Consider the following 14,826-nt stretch of genomic DNA (forward strand, 5'->3'; position numbering starts at 1 on the left):
CACCCACAACGGCACATGGGCGACATGCCGACACCCGCATGTCTTCCACAATCGTGCCCAACGTGGCCCCGGCGACCCGCCTGTGGCCTTTTCATTCCCCCAACGCAGACTGCAGACTGATGCGGAGACACCCCCTCATGACCAAACCCTTTGACCTCGTCGTCCACGGCGCCACTGGCTTCACCGGCCGCCTGGTCGTTGAATACCTGCTCCAGCGCTACCCCGCAGGCAGCGGCCTGCGCTGGGCCATGGGCGGGCGCAACGCCGACAAGCTGGCTGCCGTGCGCGATGAAGTGGGCGCACCGGCCGACACGCCGCTGGTCGTGACCGACACCAGCAACCCCGCCAGCCTGCAAGCGCTGATGAACGCCACGCGCCTGGTGCTGACCACCGTGGGCCCTTACCAGCTGTATGGCAACGAACTGGTGGCCGCCTGCGCCGCCAGCGGCGTGGACTATGTGGACCTGTGCGGCGAGCCCGCCTGGATGCGCCAGATGATCGACGCGCACGAAGCGGCGGCCCAGGCCAGCGGCGCGCGCATCGTTTTCTCGTGCGGGTTCGACTCGATCCCGTTCGACCTGGGCGTGTTCCTGCTGCAAAAGGAATTTGCCCAGCGCTTCGGCCACGCCGCGCCCCGCGTGCGCGGACGGGTGCGCAAGATGAAGGGCACCTTCTCGGGCGGCACCGCCGCGAGCCTGAAGGCGACCATGGCCGCATCGGCTGCCAACCCTGCCGTGCTGGACCTGCTGAAGAACCCGTTCTCGCTCACCCCCGGCTTTGAAGGCCCGCGCCAGCCAACCGGCCACAAACCCATGGTGGATGAGGCGTTGGGCGATGGCATCTGGGTCGCACCGTTCGTGATGGCCGCCATCAACACGCGCAATGTGCACCGCTCCAACTTCCTGTTGCAGCACGCCTACGGCACCGATTTTGTGTACGACGAAATGCTCATCACCGGCCCCGGTGAAAAGGGCGAGGCCATCGCCAACGCGGTGGCGGGCGACAAGTCGCTGGGCTCAGACAAAGGCCCCAAGCCGGGCGAAGGCCCTTCGCGCGAAGAACGCGAGAACGGGTTTTACGACGTGCTGTTCCTGGGCACCGACGCTGCCGGCAACACCCTGCGCGTGGGCGTGAAGGGCGACCGTGACCCGGGCTATGGCTCTACGTCCAAGATGATTACCGAAGCTGCGGTGTGCCTGCTGCAGGATGCCACTGAGACGCCCGGCGGCATCTGGACCACGGCGCCCGCGCTGGGTGACAAGCTGATCGCACGCCTGCAAGCGAATGCGGGGCTGAGCTTCGCGGTCGAGTCGGCGTAACACCCTCTGAACTTCTCCACGGTTTGGTCCGTTTTCGCACCACGCTGGTCCTGAAACGTCCGGCCACCGACTCGATCCATCCCCGAGAATGCAGGGCATGAACACTGCCCTGCGCCCCCGCGACCTTGCCTTGGCCCTGCTCGTCATTGTGGTCTGGGGCCTCAATTTCGCCGTCATCAAGGTGGGCGTGGCCGGTGTGCCGCCCCTGCTGCTGGGGGCGCTGCGCTACCTGCTGGCGGCGTTTCCGGCGCTGCTGTTCGTCAAGCCGCCCAAGGTGCCCCTCAAGCTATACCTGCTGTACGGCATGACCATGGCCGTGGGGCAGTTTGCGCTGCTGTTCACCGCCATCCACATCGGCATGCCCTCGGGCCTGGCCTCGCTGGTGCTGCAGGCGCAGTCGTTCTTCACCCTGCTGCTGGCGGCCTGGTGGCTGCGCGAGAAGTGGCAGGGCAACCAGGTGGCGGGCCTGGCGCTGGCGGGCTGCGGGCTGGTGCTGATCGGCAGCGCGCATGGGGCCTCCATGCCGCTGGCGGGCTTTGCACTGACCGTGGCGGCAGCGGCACTATGGGGCTGCGGCAACATCGTCACGCGCGCCGTGGGGCGGTATGGGCCAATGAACCAGTTTGCCTTCATCGTCTGGTCCAGCGTGGTGGCGCCGCTGCCGTTTGTGGCGCTGTCCTTGTGGCTGGATGGGCCCGCCACGGTGTGGGCTGCCGTGCAGCACCTGTCACTCCAATCCATGGCTGCCGTGGCCTACATCGCGTGGATTTCGACCCTGCTGGGCTTTGGGCTGTGGACCTACCTCATGTCACGCTACCCCGTGAACCGCGTGGCACCGTTCACGCTGCTCGTGCCCGTGGTGGGCCTGACCACGGGCTGGGTGGTGTTTGACGAGCAGTTGTTACCCGTGCACTTTGCGGGCGCCGGGCTGCTGATGGCGGGCCTGGTGGTCAACCTGTTTGGCGGCCCGGCCTGGGCCGCCATGATGGGGCGGCTGCGCGGCGCCCAGTAAACGGTCGGACGCAGGCCGCTACACCGCCAGCGGTAACTCGGTGGTCGAGAGCACGTTGCGCAACACCATGAACGAGCGCACTTGCCGCACACCGGGCAGATAGAGCAACTGCTCGGCGTGCAAGCGATTGAAGCTGTCGTTGTCGCGCGTGCGCACCAGCATGAAGTAGTCAAACTCGCCGGTGACCACATGGCATTCCATGCAGCCAGACACCTTGGCCGCTGCCTTTTCAAATTCGGCAAACGACTCTGGCGTGGAGCGGTCCAGCACCACGCCAATCATCACCAGCATGCCCGCACCCACGGCCTGGGGGTTGAGCAGCGCCACCACCTTGTCGATGAGCCCCAGGCGCTTGAGGCGCTCCACCCGGCGCAGGCAGGCGGGGGGGCTCAGATGCACCTTCTCGGCCAGGGCCACATTGGACAGCGACGCATCACGCTGCAGCTGGCGCAGGATGGTTTTATCGGTGCGGTCCAGCTCGGCCGAGACATCGACTTGCGGTGCATTCTTGGCACGAACTTTTATTGCGCACATTGTTTATTCGGAGAAATATTTTTCGCTTCCATTATCTTTCATAAAACTTAAACGCTGAAATTCAGACTAATTTTGCAACCACTTGATGAGCGTGTTTTTCTACGATGAAGGCACTGCAAGCCAGCCCTTGCACCCACCCCTTTCATCGACCGGAACACCGCCATGAACCTGCAGAAATTTCCCCGCCACCCGCTCACCTTCGGTCCCTCGCCCATCACGCCGCTGCCGCGCCTGTCGGCCCACCTGGGCGGCAAGGTGCACCTGTATGCCAAGCGCGAGGACTGCAACAGCGGCCTGGCCTTTGGCGGCAACAAGACGCGCAAGCTCGAATACCTCATCCCCGAGGCGATTGATGGCGGCTACGACACACTGGTGTCGATTGGCGGCATCCAGTCCAACCAGACGCGCCAGGTGGCCGCTGTGGCTGCACACCTGGGCATGAAGTGCGTGCTGGTGCAGGAGAACTGGGTGAACTACTCCGACGCGGTGTACGACCGCGTGGGCAACATCGAGATGAGCCGCATCATGGGCGCCGATGTGCGCCTGGACGCCGCGGGCTTTGACATCGGCATCCGCCCCAGCTGGGAGCAGGCGATGGACGACGTGAAGAAGGCCGGTGGCAAACCCTTCCCGATTCCCGCAGGTTGTTCTGAGCACCCGTACGGCGGCCTGGGCTTTGTGGGCTTTGCCGAAGAAGTGCGCCAGCAGGAGAAAGAACTGGGCTTTCAGTTCGACTACATCGTCGTGTGCTCGGTCACGGGCAGCACGCAGGCGGGCATGGTGGTGGGCTTTGCGGCCGACGGGCGCGCGCGCAAGGTGATCGGCATCGACGCCTCGGCCAAGCCCGAGAAGACCCATGCGCAGATCCTGCGCATTGCCCAGAACACCGCCAAGCTCGTGGAGCTGGGCCAGGAGCTGACCGCCGAGGACGTGGTGCTGGACACCCGCTACGGCGGCCCCGAGTACGGCCTGCCCAACGAGGGCACGCTCGAAGCCATCCGCCTGTGCGCGCGCCAGGAGGGCATGCTGACCGACCCGGTGTACGAAGGAAAGTCCATGCACGGCATGATCGACATGGTGCGCAAAGGCGAGTTCCCCGAAGGCTCCCGCGTGCTGTATGCGCACCTGGGAGGGGTGCCGGCGTTGAACGCCTACAGCTTTCTCTTTCGCAACGGCTGATGCACCGCCGCCGAGCGAAACCGAAGCACAACGGCTGGCCCGGCTGGCCGGGCTTTCCGTGATCTGAGCCACCTGCACAGCCCCCTCAAGACCTGCGCACGCCGCGGGGTCTTCCACCACCATGGCCTCGTGCCCTCATCGCCAGGGTGGCCTCGATAACTCCGTAGTAGCGACAGGCCTGGCCAGAGCGAGACGAAGACTGGCGCGCCTTGCCCTTGTTCGCAGCAGCAACGCAGGGTAAACCACCCGCACCAGAAGGACCGCCACATGAAATGCGCACAGCCAAATAGACGCACCAGCGTCGCCATGTTCATGGCAGCCATCGCAGGGTTGGGTTGGGGGCACATGGCGCATGCCGATGGCTACCCCGCCAAACCGGTGCAGCTGGTGGTGCCCTTTCCACCCGGCGGCGCCGTCGACATCGTGGGCCGGCTGATCAGCAAAAAGCTGGGCGAACGCCTGGGTCAACCGGTGGTGGTCGAGAACAAGGCGGGCGCGGGCACCATCGTGGGCGCATCCTTCGTGGCCAACGCACCGGCCGACGGCTACACGCTGCTGATCAGCTCCGGATCGACCTTCACCGTGAACCCGGCGCTCAACAACAAAGTGCCGTACGACCCGGTCAAGAGCTTCGAGCCCGTGGGCATGGTGGCGCGCGTTCCGCTGATCCTGCTGGCCCACCGCGACGTGCCGGTGGCCAACCTCCAGCAACTGATCGCGGCGGTGAAGCGCGCTCCAGACAAGTTTTCTTACGGCTCTTTTGGCAGCGGCACCACGGGCCATTTTGCCGCCGAGCTGATGTGGTCTGCCACCGGCGTCAAGCTGATGCACGTGCCCTACCGGGGCAGCGCACCCGCCATGAGCGACCTGATCGGCGGGCAGATCCCGTTCAGCATCGACACGGTGGCCGCCGCGCTGCCGCAGCTCAAGGGCGGCAAGATCAAGCCCATCGTGGTCACGGGCGCCGCGCGGGCCACGCAATTGCCCGACGTGCCGACCGTGGCAGAAAGCGGCTTTGCGGGCTTTGCCGCAGATTCGTGGCTGGCCGTCGTGGCGCCGCGCGGCCTGCCCGCCGATGCCAAGGCCAAACTCGGCAAGGCCCTGGCCGAGACCATGGCGGATGCCGAGATCCGCAGCAAGCTCATCGCCAGCGGGCTGGAGCCAGCCTATGCCAGCGGCGATGCCGTGCTGGCGCAGATCGAAGACGAACTGCCGCGCATGCGGGCCATTGCGCAGCGCGCGAACATCCGGGCGGAGTGATCGCGGCCCGCATGCGCGGGCCGTTGACGAATCAAGTTCAGAGCAGGCGCGCCACGTGCTCGCGCAGCACAGCAGGCTGCACGTCGCGCGCGGCCATCGGTGCGCCCACGTTCAGCCCCACCCGGCTGTAGACCCCCCGGCGAAACGGCCGCACCATGGCGCCGCCTTTTTCGATGCGGCTGAAGTACGAGCCCCACAGGTTGGTCAGCGCCATGGGGATCACCGGGGCGTCGACGCCCTCTTCGCGCGCACGCTCGATGATCTTCATGATGCCGCCCTTGAACTCCTGCAGCTGGCCATCCTTGGTGATGCCGCCTTCCGGAAAGATGGCCAGCAGGTCACCCTCGCGCAGCACCTGCGCGGCGCGGTCAAAAGCGGCTTCGTAGGTTGTGGGGTCTTCCTTGTACGGCGCAATAGGAATCGCCTTGGCCAGGCGGAACAGCCAGCCCAGCACCGGCACGCGGAAGATGCGGTGGTCCATCACGAAGTAGATGGGGCGCGGGCTGGCGGCCATGAGCAGCACGGCATCGACAAAACTCACATGGTTGCAGGCCAGGATGGCGGCGCCCGTGGTGGGCAGGTTTTCATCGCCCTGCACCTTGAAGCGGTAGACGAAGCGCGACGACACCCAGGCCACGAAGCGCAACAGGTACTCAGGCACCAGCATGAAGATGTAGAAGGCCACCACCGCATTGGCGATACCGGTAAACAAAAAGATCTGCGGCACGGTGAACCCCGCGCCCAGCAAGGCCCCCGCGATGAGCGAGCTGGCGATCATGAACAGCGCGTTCAGGATGTTGTTGGCCGCGATGATGCGCGCGCGGTGCGTGGGCTGGCTGCGCATCTGGATCAGCGCGTACATGGGCACGCTGTACAGGCCCGCAAACAGGCTCAGCAGCGCCAGGTCAAGCATCACGCGCCAGTGCTGGCTCTGCGCCAGGAAGGCCGCCAGGCCCATGATCTCCGACGGCGGCAGGCTGCGCGACGCAAAGTACAGATCGATGGCAAACACGCTCATGCCAATGGCACCCAGCGGCACCAGGCCGATCTCGACATGGCGGCGCGAGAGCACCTCGCACAGCAGCGAGCCGATGCCGATGCCGATGGAGAACACCACCAGCAGCAGCGAGGCCACCTGCTCGTTGCCGTGCAGCACTTCCTTGGCCAGGCTCGGGAACTGGCTCAGGAACACGGCGCCGAAAAACCACATCCAGCTGATGCCCAGCAGCGAGCGGAACACCACGATGTTCTCGTGCGCGAGCTTCAGGTTGCGCCAGGTCTCGGTGAAGGGGTTCCAGTTGATGGTGAGACCCGGGTCGGTGGCAGGCACCGAGGGGATGAACTGCGCCACGGCGCGGCCAATCAGCGCCAGCACCACGCACGCCACGGCCACGGTGGTGTGGCCGATGCCAGGCAGGGCCACCAGCAGCCCGCCCGCCACATTACCCAGCAAGATGGCCACAAACGTACCCATCTCGACCATGCCGTTGCCGCCCGTGAGTTCGCGCTCATTGAGCACCTGGGGCATGTAGGCAAACTTGACCGGGCCGAACAGCGTGGAGTGCACGCCCATCAAGAAGGTGCACAGCAGCAGGATGGGAATATTGCCCGCGATGAACCCGACCGCCGCCACCAACATGATGGCGATCTCCAGGTTCTTCACGAAGCGGATCATCTTCGTCTTGTCGAACTTGTCGGTGAGCTGGCCCGACGTGGCCGAGAACAGCAAAAACGGCAGGATGAACAGCGCCCCGATCACCAGCCCCGCCATGGCAGGCGGCAGCCACGACACGCTGAGCTGGTAGGTCACCATCACGGTGAACGCAAACTTGAACAGGTTGTCGTTGGCCGCACCCGAGAACTGCGTCCAGAAAAACGGCGCAAACCGCCGCTGGCGCAGCAGGGCAAACTGGTTCGGGTCCTCGTGCGCGGGCGCCCTGCTGGCGGAGGGGGTTTCGGGGTGCATGTTTTCTCCTCGTTCCGATGGATTGGCTGTGTTTTTTGTGTTGCTGTGTCCAGCGCCCTGCAACTCAGGCGCGGAGCTGGCGGGCGACACCCACGGTGTGGGCGCCATTCTGCCCGGATGGCGTGACGCGCAGCGCGCCCTTGGCGACGCTGCGGCGCAATGCCGCCAGTGCCAGCAATACCGGCCAGGCAGCGCCCGCTGCCAGCACATGCTTGAGGCTGTGGCCCGACACCCACTGCGCCGTGGCGTCCAACACGGCGTGGTCGGCGGCCTCGAAGAGTTTGGCCAGGGCATACATCGCGATCACCGCCCCCAGGTGCACCGCCAGAGCACCCTGGCGTCGCGGCAACAGCGCCAGAGCCGCCACCACCACCATGCCGCCCAGTTGCACCACGGCCCAGGGCATCACGTTGCCAGACCGCGCCCACCACCACACGGCCAGGGGCCCGGCCACCAACACAGCGCCCGCCGCCCCCCAGCCTGCCCTGCGGCTCACCCGGCCATTGGCTGCGAGCCCCAGCAAGCCCGCAAACGGCAGCACCATGCCCAGCCGGTCCCACAGCAGGCCTGCATCCTGCGGTTGCCAGTGGTACGCCGTCGAGCCCACAGCCGTCGCCACCAGGCCCGCAAAAAACAACACCGCCAGCACACGCGAGCACCCATCCAGCCCGCCGGGCGCCACGCGCCGCAGCGCGGCCAGCCCCCATAGGCCCGCCAGCGCAAACGGCAGGTTGCTCAACACATCCCCTGCGCAAGGGATGCCCCATAGCACCCTCTGGTCTGCAAACCCATGCTGGTGGCTGCTGTCCAGCCACACCGGCCCGAACACGGCGGCTGCCAGCAGCGCGGCGGCACCCAGCAGCAGCCACAACTCCTGCCTTGTCAGGCCTGCGGAGGGTTTTGGTTTCTGAGAAAGGGCGTCGCGATAGGTCATGGTCGTTGCATCCATAGGCAGCTGATTGATGCCGCGCAGTGTGTGTGATGCCGCCGCGTTCATCGCTCAAAAAGCAGCACAAAGGGCTACCCGATCTACCTTGAGTATTGATAATCGATACCCATGAGCACCACCGCCGACCTCGTTCTCGCCCTCAAGAAGGAACTCAAGACCGCGCAGATGACCTACGCCGACCTGGCGCAGGCGCTGGGCATGGCCGAGTCCAGCGTCAAGCGCATGCTGGCCAAGGGCGACATGCCGCTGTCGCGCATCGACGCCATCTGCCGCGCACTGGCGCTGGACTTTGCCGACCTGGCGCGGCGCGTGGCCGACGAACAACCCCTGCTGAAAGAGCTGGGCCAGGAGCAAGAGCGCGCCGTGGTGGCCGACAAGAAGCTGCTGCTCATGGCGATCTGCGTTTTGAGCCAGTGGACGCTGGAGCAGGTGACCACCACCTACCGGCTCACCGAAGCCGAGGGCATCAAATACCTCGCGCAGCTCGACCGTATCGGCATCATCGAGCTGCGCCCGCTGAACCGCTACCGCCTCAAACTCGCCAAGACCTTTCGCTGGCGCCCCCACGGCCCGGTGATGAACTACTTCCGCGACCACGCACTGCTGGACTACTTTGCGGGCGGCTTTGACGGCCCGGGCGAAGGCGTGCTGCTGGTGCATGGCGCCATCAGCCGCAGCCTGGCGCCCGCCTTCATGGAACGCATGCAGCGCGTGGCGCAGGACTTTGCCCAGCAGCACCTGGCCGACCAGAAGCTGCCCGACCGCGAGCGCGAGGGCTACACCCTGCTGCTGGCCATGCGCAGCTGGGAGTTTGAGGCGTTTGCGTCGATGCGGCGATAACCCCTGCCCAGAGGGGAACAACGCCCTCGCTGCGGGCGGCGCTGGGATGGCGTTCCTGGCCTGGGCCGCGGCAGTTTTTTTGCGGGTGGAGTGCGACACCGCCCCTACAGCGCGGGGCGTACATTACTACACTTTTTATAGCTGTTTTCGCTTTACCATCAAGCGTCAGAGGCCTATTTGGCTTGGATCTTCGAGTGCAAAAATAGACACCAGCGAGGACCGTCTTTGCCGGATTTCCAGCCCACCCCGCGCGGCCTCAGGAAACACAACTTCACAAGACTTCGCAGTTCGCCTACACCCGCTTGACGCAGCGTCCGCACCATCAAGTCTCCGGTTCCGCAAGGAGCCTTTTTGAGGAGATCATCACCATGGCCCGCAACGCACTCGCCGCTGTTTCTATCGCACTGCTGTCGCTGGGCGCCGCTACGGTGGCGCAGGCGCAGGCGCAGACCAGCGCCACTGTTGTCATCCAGTCTGGCTCGCCCCACTACCAGCGCCCCGCGCCGGTGATGGTGCAGTACCAGGCGCCACCACCGCCCCGCCATGAAGCCATGCCCCGCCCCCGCCGTGGCATGGCGTGGGTACCCGGCCACTGGGAATGGCGCGGCCACCGCCATGTCTGGATGCAGGGTTACTGGGTGAAGGCCCGCCCCGGCTATCACTACCGCGAGCCGCGGTGGGAGGAACATGGCGGCCGCTGGAACATGCAGCCCGGGCGCTGGGACCGAGACGGCGACGGTATTGCCAACCGCCATGACCGCGACCGCGACGGTGATGGCGTCCCCAATCGCCGCGATCGCCGCCCGGACAACCCTTACCGCCAATAGCCCGCTGAACCCATCCACCACAGCCGCAGCGTGGGGCGACCTCACTGGGCCTGGCCACCAACCATGGCCTTCGCCTGACACACCGCCCCGCGCAATACCTACACGGTGAGCCCAGCCACGCGCTCACGATCTACCAGCCAGCCAGCCCGCTTGCTTTCGCAAGCAACAACATACAGACAGGAGACCTTCATGGCCCGCCACACTCTCACCGCAGCCTCTTTCGCCCTGTTGGCACTGATGGCCTTTGCTCCCGCACAGGCCGCCACGCAGGGCACTGTCATCATCCAGTCGGGCCAGCCCGAACGCATGCACCAGGCTGCGCCTACCTACCATGTGATTCCAGCGCCACCACCGCCGCGCCATGAGGCCATGCCCCGCCCTCGCCGTGGCCAGGTGTGGGAAGAAGGCCATTGGGAATGGCGCGGCAACCGCCACCAATGGGTGCGGGGCCACTGGGTGAAGGCGCGCACGGGCTACCAGTATCGCCAGCCCCATTGGGTCGAACGTGATGGCCGCTGGGAGATGCAACGCGGCGGCTGGGACCGTGACGGCGATGGCATCGCCAACCGTGCCGATCGGGACCGCGATGGCGACGGCGTGCCCAACCGCCGCGACAACCAGCCCGACAACCCACGTCGCAATTGATGGAAAGAGTCACCGGTCGGCATGCTCTGTGCACGCCGTGCCGGCCTCAGCCCAGCTGCAGCTCAGCGTGGCCCAGGCCCGGGAAGTCGGCCACCACCAACGTGCCCGGCGCCACCATCACGGTGCCGGTGCATGAACCCGTGGTCACCCACTGACCCGCGCGCAGCCCACCCAGGCTGCGTGCGCCCTCGTTGGCCAGCCACACCAGCAGTCGCAGCGGGTCGCCCGCCGGGTTGCCCCAGGCAGCGTGCTGCACGGCCACGGAACCGTTCACCGACAGGCTGCACCCTTGCGACAGCGGCTGCACTGCGGCCACATCCTCTTGGCCCGATCCGACGATCAGCGCGCCATGGCAGGCCTGGTCGGCCAACCGGCTCCACTCGCCTTGCTGGGCCCATGCGGCAAACCGTGTGTCGCACACCTCGATCGCCGCACGCACCGAGACCATGGCCGCCAGCACCTCGGCCGCGCTGTAGGGCGTGGCACGCGGTGGCAGGTCGGCGCCCAGTTCGTACACCAGCTCAGCCTCTACCCCCACCACGGCAAAGCCTGCCACAGGCAGGCGCACGGCCGAGCTGGCTGGCGCCACAAACACCGAGTCACGGGTGAGCGCGGCACGCGCGGGCAGGGCCTGGGGTGATGCAGCGCCCACCTTCCAGCCAGCAATGGCCCCGCGCTCGCGCACGACCACATCCTGCACGGCATAGGCCTCGGCCGCATCGCGCGGGCGCAGCGCGGCCGGCAGATCGAGTGGCCGAGGTGTGCGCCCCTGGCGCGCCATGGTGAGCACGGCGGCACAGGCCTGGGGATCAAAAGCGGTATCGGGCATGGAACAACATCCTGGGGTGGGTCAAGTCGGCGGATTATGGCGACCCCGGGCACACGCCAGCATCAGCAACGATTGCCGTTCATTAGCGCGCACAGGTCCGTTCTGGCGCTGCCATGCCGCCTAGAATCGACCCCGCAGGAGAGCACGGCGGGCCACAGGCTCACCGCTGCACCGAAGGCGCAAACTCCCATACACGCTCAGGTCCCGTACTGCACCATTCATCAAAGCCGTCTGGAGAGCCGCCCCAACCTGTGACCAGCGTTGTGGCGCACCGAAGGAGCAAACCGCGCGCCATATGGGCCGTGCGGTGAATCTCTCAGGTACCAAGGACAGGGGGAGCGGCAGCTTGGGCAGACATGCGCCCGCTGCACGCTATTAAATTCATAGCTTCCAGCGCACGTCTTTCAAGCGCCAGAGCCCAGAAAGGCTTTGAAAATCATGCGCGTGATCGTTTTGGGCGCCGGCTTGCTCGGCGTGACTTCGGCTTATTTCCTGCAACAGCTCGGCCATGAGGTGACCGTCATCGACCGCCAGGGTGCGCCCGGTGCGGAGACCAGCTTTGCCAACGGCGGCCAGATCTCGGTGAGCCACGCCGAGCCCTGGGCCAACCCCAGCGCGCCGCTCAAGGTGCTGCAGTGGCTGGGCCAGGAGGACGCCCCCCTGCTGTTCCGCCTGCGTGCCGACATGCGCCAGTGGTTGTGGGGCCTGTCCTTTTTGCGCAACTGCACGCCGGCGCGCACGCGCCACAACATCGAGCAGATCGTGCGCCTGGGCACCTACAGCCGCAGCGTGCTGCAGCAGCTGCGCGCGGCCACCGGCATTCAGTATGACCAGCGCACGCAGGGCATCCTGCACTTCTATACCAACGCCAAGGAGTTCGACGGCGCCCTGGCCCCGGCCGAGCAGATGCGCGCACTGGGCTGCGAGCGCCAGGTGATCAGCGCCGACGAGGCCGTGCGCATCGAGCCCGCGCTGGCCCCCATGCGCCCGCAGCTGGCAGGCGCCACGTTCACGGCCGAGGATGAATCCGGCGACGCCAACCAGTTCACGCGCGAGCTGGCCAAGCTGTGCGAAGCGGCAGGCGTGCAGTTCCGCATGGGCCACCACATCACCGCACTGCGCGAGGTGGGCGGGCGCATCGACCACGTGGAAGTGACCAATGCCGAAGGCCGCTTCGAGCGCGTGCGTGGCGATGCGTTTGTGCTGGCCATGGGCTCGTTCAGCCCGTTGCTGGCGCAGCCACTGGGCATCCGCCTGCCGATCTACCCGGCCAAGGGCTACTCGGTGACCATGCCGGTCAAGGACGCATCCAAGGCGCACCAGGTGAGCCTGACGGACGATGAGTTCAAGCTGGTGTTCTCGCGCTACACCAGCGAGCGGGGCGGAGACCGCCTGCGCATTGCGGGCACGGCGGAGCTGAACGGCTACAACCGCGACCTGAACCCCGTGCGCTGCGAGGCCATCGTGCGGCGTGTGGAGCAGCTCTTCCCCGGCGCGGGCGACGCCAGCCAGGCCCAGTTCTGGACGGGCCTGCGTCCCGCCACGCCCAGCAACGTGCCCTTGATCGGCGCCACCAAGGTGGCCAACCTCTTCCTCAACACGGGGCACGGCACGCTGGGCTGGACGCATGCCTGCGGCTCAGGCCAGGCGATTGCCGACATCGTGAGCGGGCGCGTGCCCCAGGTGGATTTCGACTTTCAGGGGTTGGCGCCAGCGCCGTCGTACCGCACACAAAAGGCCATGGCCTGAGCGGTTTTTGGCGCGCGGTACGCCGGGATGCGACTGGCAAACACCTTGCCGGGCCATCACGCCATCGGCCATGCCGTGAACACCGGCAGGGTCTCCGCCTGGGCGGCATAGGCGGCCAAGGCGGGATAGTGGGCGGGGTTGGCGTGCGCGGGCACCAGCAGCCGGGCGAAGCTCCAGGCCACGGCCGCACTCAGGCCCGCTTGTCCGATGGGTTGCCCCCCGGCGGGCGCCGGGGGCGCGGCGCTGGCCAACCCATGCTCCAGCCCGGCCCAGGCGGCCTCCAGCTGCTGCTCGACGCGCTCCAGCCAAGGCGCGTGTCGCTTCTCGGGCGGGCGCAGTGCGTTCTCATAAACGATCTGCACGGCCTTCTCGCACGCCGCCAGCGCCAGCCCGGTGATGCGCAGCGCTTGCAGCCGCTCCGGCAACTCGGCGGGCCACAGGCTGCGCGCGGGGCCGGCCACGGCCTCGGCATAGTCAATGATGAGGTTGGAGTCCATCAAGACCGTGCCATCTGGCGCGACCAGCGTGGGCGCCTTGACCACCGGGTTGATCGCACGAAACGCCTCCATCGTGCTGAACACCGAGACCGGCCTTGACGTGAATGCCAACCCCAGCAGCGACAAACTGATGGCCGTGCGCCGCACATAAGGCGAATCCAGCATTCCCACGAGCTGCATATGTAGTCTTTCTTTCAAATAGTCAGATGCACAAGGCTATAGCGCAAGCCACTCGGGCACTATCGATTTTTTCTTTCATGTTCTGTTAGAAATACTGACATGAATACCGATTACCCGTCTACCCACGCACTGCGTTGTTTTGAAGCCGTCGCACGGCTGGGCAGCGTGACACAGGCCGCCGCCGAACTGCACGTGACCCACTCGGCCGTGAGCCAGCAGTTGCGCCAGCTGGAGACACAGCTGGGCTTGGCGCTTTTTGAGCGTGCGGGGCGGGGGCTACGGCTGGCTGAAAATGGCCGCCTGTACGCCCTGCAGGTGCGCGCCGCCCTCCAGGACATCGGCAACGCCACGCGCGTATTGCGCGTGCTGCCCCGTGCGGGCGAGCTGGTCGTGGCGCTGATGCCATCGTTCGGGCTGCACTGGCTGCTGCCCCGGTTGCCAGATTTTCAGGCGCGCCACCCTGCCCAGCGCATCCGGCTGCTGGCAGGCCTGGAGGTACAGGACTTGCGCCAGGGCACCGCCCACATCGCTGTGCGCATGGGCGCCGGCCCGTGGGACGGGCTGGAACAAGAGCCCTTGTTTACCGACGAGCTGCTGATGGTGGCCGCACCCCACTTTCGGGGAGGCGCACTGCCACGCACTGCCGCCGAGGTGCTGGCTTGCCCGCTGATCCGCTCGGCCGAACCCTGGGCGCCCTGGTGTGCACGCGCCGGGCTGCCCGAGCCACCGCCCGGCGCGGGGCTCTGGATCAACGACTCCAACCTGTCACTGGAGGCCGCACGCCTGGGCCAAGGGGTGGCGCTGGAGCGCCATAGCGTGGCGCAAGGCCTGCTGCAGCGCGGTGAGCTGGTGGCGCTCACGGACCTGCGCGTGCCTTACGCCTATCCCTATTGGCTGGTGTGGCCACCGGCCACGGCCACGCTGGTGGCCGACTTTGTGCAATGGATGCGGCAGCAGGCCGCCAACAGGCTGTAAAAACGCCTTCCGGCCCTTCCGGCCCTGCCATCCGGGCGCCGCTGCGGCCCGTACAACGCGGGCCA

The 14,826-nt window shown here is 66.5% G+C and carries 14 protein-coding genes and 1 riboswitch; of the genes, 9 read left to right on the forward strand and 5 right to left on the reverse strand.

The window, feature by feature from the left end:
* The first annotated feature begins 137 nt into the window (after positions 1-137).
* Together KI609_RS20380 and KI609_RS20385 are read left to right on the forward strand one after the other, a co-directional pair.
* Entirely contained in the window at positions 138-1,319 is a 1,182-nt protein-coding gene (locus KI609_RS20380; protein WP_226445353.1) for a saccharopine dehydrogenase family protein, read from the forward strand.
* A 109-nt stretch (positions 1,320-1,428) separates the two neighbouring features.
* Positions 1,429-2,331 carry an EamA family transporter gene (locus tag KI609_RS20385; RefSeq protein ID WP_413463444.1) on the forward strand — a complete coding sequence of 301 codons (903 nt, stop codon included), beginning with the start codon at positions 1,429-1,431 and terminating at the stop codon, positions 2,329-2,331.
* 18 nt (positions 2,332-2,349) lie between these two features.
* Here the strand turns inward: KI609_RS20385 and KI609_RS20390 are convergent, their stop codons facing one another.
* Positions 2,350-2,865 (reverse strand): Lrp/AsnC family transcriptional regulator, encoded by a 516-nt coding sequence (locus tag KI609_RS20390; RefSeq protein ID WP_226445355.1) that lies wholly within the window; start codon positions 2,863-2,865, stop codon positions 2,350-2,352.
* Between the two features lie 162 nt (positions 2,866-3,027).
* Between KI609_RS20390 and KI609_RS20395 the strand changes: the two genes are divergently transcribed.
* Both KI609_RS20395 and KI609_RS20400 read left to right on the forward strand, forming a co-directional pair.
* Entirely contained in the window at positions 3,028-4,044 is a 1,017-nt protein-coding gene (locus KI609_RS20395) for a 1-aminocyclopropane-1-carboxylate deaminase (RefSeq protein ID WP_226445356.1), read from the forward strand.
* A gap of 267 nt (positions 4,045-4,311) precedes the next feature.
* Complete coding sequence (locus KI609_RS20400; protein ID WP_413463348.1) at positions 4,312-5,304, forward strand: Bug family tripartite tricarboxylate transporter substrate binding protein; 993 nt, start codon at positions 4,312-4,314, stop codon at positions 5,302-5,304.
* Positions 5,305-5,341: 37 nt separating this feature from the next.
* On the opposite strand, the gene KI609_RS20405 is transcribed toward KI609_RS20400, so the two are convergent.
* Both KI609_RS20405 and KI609_RS20410 read right to left on the reverse strand, forming a co-directional pair.
* Positions 5,342-7,270, reverse strand: coding sequence for an MFS transporter (locus KI609_RS20405; RefSeq protein WP_226445358.1), 1,929 nt, complete (start codon positions 7,268-7,270; stop codon positions 5,342-5,344).
* Between the two features lie 64 nt (positions 7,271-7,334).
* Positions 7,335-8,204: a hypothetical protein gene (locus KI609_RS20410; protein ID WP_226445359.1), complete on the reverse strand. Its 870-nt coding sequence runs from the start codon at positions 8,202-8,204 to the stop codon at positions 7,335-7,337.
* Between the two features lie 123 nt (positions 8,205-8,327).
* On the opposite strand from KI609_RS20410, the gene KI609_RS20415 reads away from it, so the two are divergent.
* The 3 genes from KI609_RS20415 to KI609_RS20425 all read left to right on the forward strand — a co-directional run bounded on the left by KI609_RS20415 (position 8,328) and on the right by KI609_RS20425 (position 10,531).
* On the forward strand, positions 8,328-9,059 hold the full coding sequence (locus KI609_RS20415) for a helix-turn-helix domain-containing protein (protein ID WP_226445360.1): 732 nt from the start codon (positions 8,328-8,330) through the stop codon (positions 9,057-9,059).
* A gap of 368 nt (positions 9,060-9,427) precedes the next feature.
* Positions 9,428-9,886, forward strand: coding sequence for a YXWGXW repeat-containing protein (locus KI609_RS20420; protein WP_226445361.1), 459 nt, complete (start codon positions 9,428-9,430; stop codon positions 9,884-9,886).
* A gap of 189 nt (positions 9,887-10,075) precedes the next feature.
* Entirely contained in the window at positions 10,076-10,531 is a 456-nt protein-coding gene (locus KI609_RS20425; RefSeq protein ID WP_226445362.1) for a YXWGXW repeat-containing protein, read from the forward strand.
* 46 nt (positions 10,532-10,577) lie between these two features.
* On the opposite strand, the gene KI609_RS20430 is transcribed toward KI609_RS20425, so the two are convergent.
* Positions 10,578-11,360: a 2-keto-4-pentenoate hydratase gene (locus KI609_RS20430; protein WP_226445363.1), complete on the reverse strand. Its 783-nt coding sequence runs from the start codon at positions 11,358-11,360 to the stop codon at positions 10,578-10,580.
* Between the two features lie 221 nt (positions 11,361-11,581).
* Positions 11,582-11,703: riboswitch (glycine riboswitch) on the forward strand.
* 95 nt (positions 11,704-11,798) lie between these two features.
* Between KI609_RS20430 and KI609_RS20435 the strand changes: the two genes are divergently transcribed.
* Positions 11,799-13,109, forward strand: coding sequence for a D-amino acid dehydrogenase (locus KI609_RS20435; RefSeq protein ID WP_226445364.1), 1,311 nt, complete (start codon positions 11,799-11,801; stop codon positions 13,107-13,109).
* A gap of 56 nt (positions 13,110-13,165) precedes the next feature.
* On the opposite strand, the gene KI609_RS20440 is transcribed toward KI609_RS20435, so the two are convergent.
* The gene (locus tag KI609_RS20440) at positions 13,166-13,786 is read right to left on the reverse strand and encodes a glutathione S-transferase family protein (RefSeq protein WP_226445365.1); all 621 of its coding nucleotides are present in this window, start codon (positions 13,784-13,786) and stop codon (positions 13,166-13,168) included.
* 99 nt (positions 13,787-13,885) lie between these two features.
* On the opposite strand from KI609_RS20440, the gene KI609_RS20445 reads away from it, so the two are divergent.
* The gene (locus KI609_RS20445; RefSeq protein WP_226445366.1) at positions 13,886-14,761 is read left to right on the forward strand and encodes a LysR substrate-binding domain-containing protein; all 876 of its coding nucleotides are present in this window, start codon (positions 13,886-13,888) and stop codon (positions 14,759-14,761) included.
* Positions 14,762-14,826 lie beyond the last annotated feature (65 nt).

Origin of the sequence: Acidovorax radicis (genome assembly GCF_020510705.1) — a bacterium.
GTDB lineage: Bacteria > Pseudomonadota > Gammaproteobacteria > Burkholderiales > Burkholderiaceae_C > Acidovorax > Acidovorax radicis_A.

Bases quoted from the DNA above. Each gene is read 5' to 3' on its own strand.
- KI609_RS20440 (WP_226445365.1), bottom strand. From the start codon at position 13,786: ATGCAGCTCGTGGGAATGCTGGATTCGCCTTATGTGCGGCGCACGGCC.
- KI609_RS20395 (WP_226445356.1), top strand. From the start codon at position 3,028: ATGAACCTGCAGAAATTTCCCCGCCACCCGCTCACCTTCGGTCCCTCG.
- KI609_RS20405 (WP_226445358.1), bottom strand. From the start codon at position 7,270: ATGCACCCCGAAACCCCCTCCGCCAGCAGGGCGCCCGCGCACGAGGAC.
- KI609_RS20380 (WP_226445353.1), top strand. From the start codon at position 138: ATGACCAAACCCTTTGACCTCGTCGTCCACGGCGCCACTGGCTTCACC.
- KI609_RS20410 (WP_226445359.1), bottom strand. From the start codon at position 8,204: ATGACCTATCGCGACGCCCTTTCTCAGAAACCAAAACCCTCCGCAGGC.
- KI609_RS20435 (WP_226445364.1), top strand. From the start codon at position 11,799: ATGCGCGTGATCGTTTTGGGCGCCGGCTTGCTCGGCGTGACTTCGGCT.
- KI609_RS20445 (WP_226445366.1), top strand. From the start codon at position 13,886: ATGAATACCGATTACCCGTCTACCCACGCACTGCGTTGTTTTGAAGCC.
- KI609_RS20425 (WP_226445362.1), top strand. From the start codon at position 10,076: ATGGCCCGCCACACTCTCACCGCAGCCTCTTTCGCCCTGTTGGCACTG.
- KI609_RS20430 (WP_226445363.1), bottom strand. From the start codon at position 11,360: ATGCCCGATACCGCTTTTGATCCCCAGGCCTGTGCCGCCGTGCTCACC.
- KI609_RS20415 (WP_226445360.1), top strand. From the start codon at position 8,328: ATGAGCACCACCGCCGACCTCGTTCTCGCCCTCAAGAAGGAACTCAAG.
- KI609_RS20390 (WP_226445355.1), bottom strand. From the start codon at position 2,865: ATGTGCGCAATAAAAGTTCGTGCCAAGAATGCACCGCAAGTCGATGTC.
- KI609_RS20420 (WP_226445361.1), top strand. From the start codon at position 9,428: ATGGCCCGCAACGCACTCGCCGCTGTTTCTATCGCACTGCTGTCGCTG.
- KI609_RS20400 (WP_413463348.1), top strand. From the start codon at position 4,312: ATGAAATGCGCACAGCCAAATAGACGCACCAGCGTCGCCATGTTCATG.